Here is a 4,723-nt window from a genome sequence, read left to right as displayed (position 1 = left end):
GAAATCGGTTGATTTCCGTTTTCCCAAAACATAACGCATTACAAATCAACACCTTCATTTTCTCAAAAAATCTTCATAACCCTGAGGTCCCGGGTTCAAATCCCGGTCTCGCTACAGTGTTATTCTTGAGAATAACATTATTCCCTGGAATAATATACTAATTCAGAAAGTCGGCTTTAAGGGCCGACTTTTTTGATTTTAAGGAACTTTTCAAAAACTCCAACCAAACTATAGAATTCTCTTAAGTCACGCCACATTTGGTTAGAATGTAGTACAATATTGGCTACATGAAAATCAAGGACTTACGTTAAATCGTGGGTCCTTTGTTGTTTCTGCGTGAGGTTTGCGTGAGGTTTGCGTGAGGTTTTGCGTGAGGTTTTGTCATTTCTTACCGAAACAAAGAATGATCAACCATAACGTTCACGTTTAGGTATTAGTGAACATTGTATTAATTTAATTACTTTTAAAAAAGAAAGAATACTATTACAAACAACGAAACCCTCCACAACCAAAAGTCTACATTGGTTTGACGACGGACAAATATGTATGAATAAAAAAATCCTATCTATAGCATTTATTTTTATAGTCACATTAAAAACAACTGTGATTGCACAGCCTTATGCTAGATGGACAGATGTAGAATTAAAACTTAATAACGGGATTGTTCAGCGAATAATTAATTTACCTAAAGAACCAGGTCAATTTTTCACTTCTATTTATAAACCTGTTAATGGGGAGTTCGCTTATTTCCGAAATTTTAATACTGATTTTCAATTTGAAATTAATGATCAAATATATTCCGGAAAATCTACATGGGAATTAAAAGAAATTAAAACACTGACTGATAGAAAAAATGGAAATGGTGCATCAGTGGTACTAATAAGTGCTGATAAGTCAGTTGAACTAACCCTGCAATTTTTATTATATCCGGGGTCTTCTGCGATCAGAAAAAAACTAAAAATTAAAAATTTAACAAGCAGCCCGTTTAAGTTGGAATCTATTGATATTGAAAAATTCAATGTAAAAGGTGCTACTTTCTCCTGGATATGTCATGACTATGGCAGGCGACGTTCTATTGGACCTTATGATGGTAATATGCAGGATGCGCTAATCACTGTGCATAATAGTGATTGGCAACAAGGAATAGTAATTGGAAATGAAGCAGCAGGCGTATTAAAACATTCGTCGGTTTTTTGGCAGGAAGAATCTATCTGTGCGGGATTAACCCATAAAGATGCAATGTATCCGTTTAGAAAATATATTTTCCCCGGAGAAACATTTACAACACCACAGGTTTTTACGATGGTGTATAACAATCATAAAGATCCAGATGAAATGTTAAATACGGCAGTACCTGATTTTGTGAGAAAGTATATGGGCATTCGTTTATCTGAATTAGTAGAGAAGCCAACATTTGTTTACAATACCTGGGTGCCATTCAGAAAAAATATCGATGAAAAATTAATAATGCAACTGGCTAAATCTGCTGCAGATGCTGGTATGAAAGAATTTGTAATTGATGATGGCTGGGCCGATAATTATGGCGACTGGAATATTGATAAAAAAAAATTTCCTAATGGGTTAAAACCTGTTTTTGATTATATCAAATCTCTGGGGATGAAGCCCGGCTTATGGGTTAGTGTTGGCAGCGCATCTCCTAAAAGCAAAATATTCAAAGCCCATCCTGAATGGTTTGTTTTAGATCCGCAACAAATACCTTTTAATCTGCATATAGAAGATTCATCTATTGTAACGGCCTGCTTTAGTACAGGTTGGTATGATTATATAAAAGGGGTACTTAAAAAACTTACATTAGAATACGGGCTTGATTATTTGAAATTAGATTTTACCGTTGTTACAAGTCCTTATCGGTTTAATAAAAACATGTCAGGTTGTTATGCCGCTAATCATCCGATGCATAAAGACCAGCGTGAATCATTCTACGTAAACTATGAAAGGGTATGGAAATTGTTTGATGAATTACATGACTCCAAACCAAGTTTATTTATTGATTGTACTTTTGAAACGATGGGAGGATTGCAAATGATTGATTATGCGATGTTGCAACATGCAGAAGGAAACTGGTTATCGAACTTCAAAGGACCGGAGGCAAAAATTGACCTTCGCATACGTAATATAGCATGGTGGCGTTCACCGGCAATTCCATCTACAGCTTTGGTAATTGGGAATCCTGAAATGCAGGATACAGCCTGGGATTTGCATATTAAATCGTTGGCAGGTGCTCTGCCAATCATGTTGGGAGATCCCCGAAAACTTTCACCGGCAGATTTTTTAAAATATAAAAACTATGCAAATTGGTTACAGTTGATGGAAAATAAACATCAAATAATGATGTACCGGCAGGATTTACCAGGTTTTGGAGAACCCATGGAAGGAATGTGGGATGGATTTCAACGTATCAATACAGATACTAGATCCGGCGGGATAGTAGGTGTTTTCAGACAGGGTGCATTAGATACAAAACGTACCTTTTTTATAAACTACTTAGATCCTGAAAAAATATATCAAGTAAGGCAAGTGAATGGCAAAATAATTGCAACCCTAAATGGTAAAGATTTAAGGTTTAAGGGTATTGAGATTGAATTGGAAAAAGAGTATGACGGTAAACTATTTGAAATTAGTTTACTAAAGAATATCCAAAGGCAGACCTATTAATTTAATATAAACCTAGTTGAATAGTATAATTGACAATCTTACAAATCACCTACCATTAGGTAGAGAGTTTCTTGGTTTTCCATAGTAAATTTTCTATAACACGCTGTGTGAGGAAAACACCCCCTGAATTCGATTAAAATCGGCTAATTTATCAAGGCTAATAATTTCTTTGAATACTTGCTGTATTTGGTTAGTTTTAGTAGTACTTCTAATACTTAAATAAGCTTAATATATGAAAAGAAGGGAAGTTCTTAAGTCGATTGCATTATCTGGAGCAACTTTTTCATTTGCTGATTTTTCAAAGGTATCTACACCAAGTGCTCCAGCACTAAGCTTTTTTTCCATTGATGATAACAAAATCAGGTTTTCTCACTCCAAAATTCAAAAACCATTTTCTGTAACTTTTATTGCAGATACACATCTTTATTTAGATGATACAAGGGGTGGGTTATATGACGAATATAGTAAGCGTATGTCAAAAGCATACAACAATACAAAGCATTTTAAAACAGGAAGGGCTCTTAATCCCAATATTGCTTTTGAAGAAACACTCAAGATTGCAGGTGAGAATAAAAGCACTTTGGTAGCTTTAATAGGAGATATATTTAGTTTTCCTTCAGAAGCAGCCATTGGTTGGGTGCTCGAAAAGTTAAGGCATTCTGCTATCCCTTATGTGTATACTGCAGGTAATCATGATTGGCATTACGAAGGCATGGAGGGGTCTTCTGCGTTATTGAGAGACACTTGGATTAATAAGCGACTATTGTCTTTATATCAAGACAGAAATCCCCTAATGCAAAAATTAGATCTTTATGGGGTTCAAATTATTGTTATTGATAATTCTACCTATGAAATAACTGATGAACAACTTGATTTCTTTAGAAATTGCATGAATTCTAAAAAGCCATCTGTTCTGATGTTACATATACCGCTATATGTTCCTGGAAGAAGTTTGGGTTTTGGATGTGGGCATCCTGATTGGAATGCAAAAAACGATAAAAGTTACCAACTTGAGCGAAGACAGCCATGGCGGGAAAATGGTCATACTTTAACAACAATGGAGTTTCACAAAATGGTTTTTAATTCTAAAAACTTGATGGGGATATTGGCCGGTCATATTCATAATCAATCTATAGATATTGTAAATGGTATCCCTCAAATTGTTGCTGAAGCAAATGCAGAAGGTGGTTTTTTGCAAATTGATTTTATCCCTACTTTGCCAGCGTCACCAACCCTCTAAAGATCCCATAAACCCTTTTAATATCCCTCCATATTTGATTAGAATGTAGACTTTCAGTGGCTACATGAAAATCAAGGACTTACGTTAAATCGTGGGTCCTTTGTTGTTTTGTGCCTCCTTTCTGTGCCTCCTTTTGATGAATAATACATAAAAACTGAGACCCCTATTACTAGAGGTCTCAGTTGTATTATACCAAACTTAAAATAATTATTATTTCATCATTTTTGAAATGGGAAAACTCTTCCAACGTTTCGCATCATTCTTTCCATAAGTGCATTGGCGCTTGAAAAACCATACTCTCTCATTTCTTTAGACATTCTCCAAGCCGGTTCACCATCTTTTGCGCTATTAATTTGCATCACAAATCGACCACTACCTCTAACCTTTGTAGGAAATCCTATCAAAACTATACTTGCAATGGTACCCGCTTCACTCCCTGTATTTGCATAAGCCCAGCTAGGTTTTATTATTGCATCAACCCCTAATATTCTACATAATGAATCTGATAAAACATCATTGATATTTTCAAATACGCCACTTTTTTTTAATAAATAGTTTGTTCTATCAACTTCCTGAAAAGAAACGGAATAGTTATCGGATTTTAATACTAAATATGTATACATCGCTTGTTGCATTTGAATACTTTCTGCTTTTTCATTATCTTTTATTTGGTCTAAAGACATCCCCTTTGGCATTTTTTCATAAGATATTGAAACATTAAATGGTAAAATAGCAACTTTCTTAGCGGTAGATATTAAACTCTTTAAATTTGGGTATTCAAAAATTTGTCTTTCACTTTGACAAAAA

At 34.7% G+C, this 4,723-nt stretch carries 3 protein-coding genes; 2 read left to right on the top strand and 1 reads right to left on the bottom strand.

Annotated features, from left to right (window positions below; genetic code table 11):
• Positions 1-546: 546 nt before the first annotated feature.
• Both ACKVOD_RS10960 and ACKVOD_RS10955 read left to right on the top strand, forming a co-directional pair.
• The gene (locus ACKVOD_RS10960; RefSeq protein WP_409209511.1) at positions 547-2,676 is read left to right on the top strand and encodes a glycoside hydrolase family 36 protein; all 2,130 of its coding nucleotides are present in this window, start codon (positions 547-549) and stop codon (positions 2,674-2,676) included.
• A gap of 232 nt (positions 2,677-2,908) precedes the next feature.
• Positions 2,909-3,916: a metallophosphoesterase family protein gene (locus ACKVOD_RS10955; protein WP_409209510.1), complete on the top strand. Its 1,008-nt coding sequence runs from the start codon at positions 2,909-2,911 to the stop codon at positions 3,914-3,916.
• A 218-nt stretch (positions 3,917-4,134) separates the two neighbouring features.
• Here ACKVOD_RS10955 and ACKVOD_RS10950 read toward each other — a convergent pair.
• The coding region (locus tag ACKVOD_RS10950) for a hypothetical protein (RefSeq protein ID WP_409209509.1) at positions 4,135-4,723 on the bottom strand (589 nt) is incomplete at its 5' end.

The organism is Flavobacterium sp. (genome assembly GCF_046155325.1).
GTDB lineage: Bacteria > Bacteroidota > Bacteroidia > Flavobacteriales > Flavobacteriaceae > Flavobacterium.
This window is presented reverse-complemented; position numbering and strand designations above follow the sequence as displayed.

What these genes read in the sequence shown, in the direction of transcription:
- ACKVOD_RS10960 (WP_409209511.1), top strand. Translation starts at nt 547, where the DNA reads ATGAATAAAAAAATCCTATCTATAGCATTTATTTTTATAGTCACATTA.
- ACKVOD_RS10955 (WP_409209510.1), top strand. Translation starts at nt 2,909, where the DNA reads ATGAAAAGAAGGGAAGTTCTTAAGTCGATTGCATTATCTGGAGCAACT.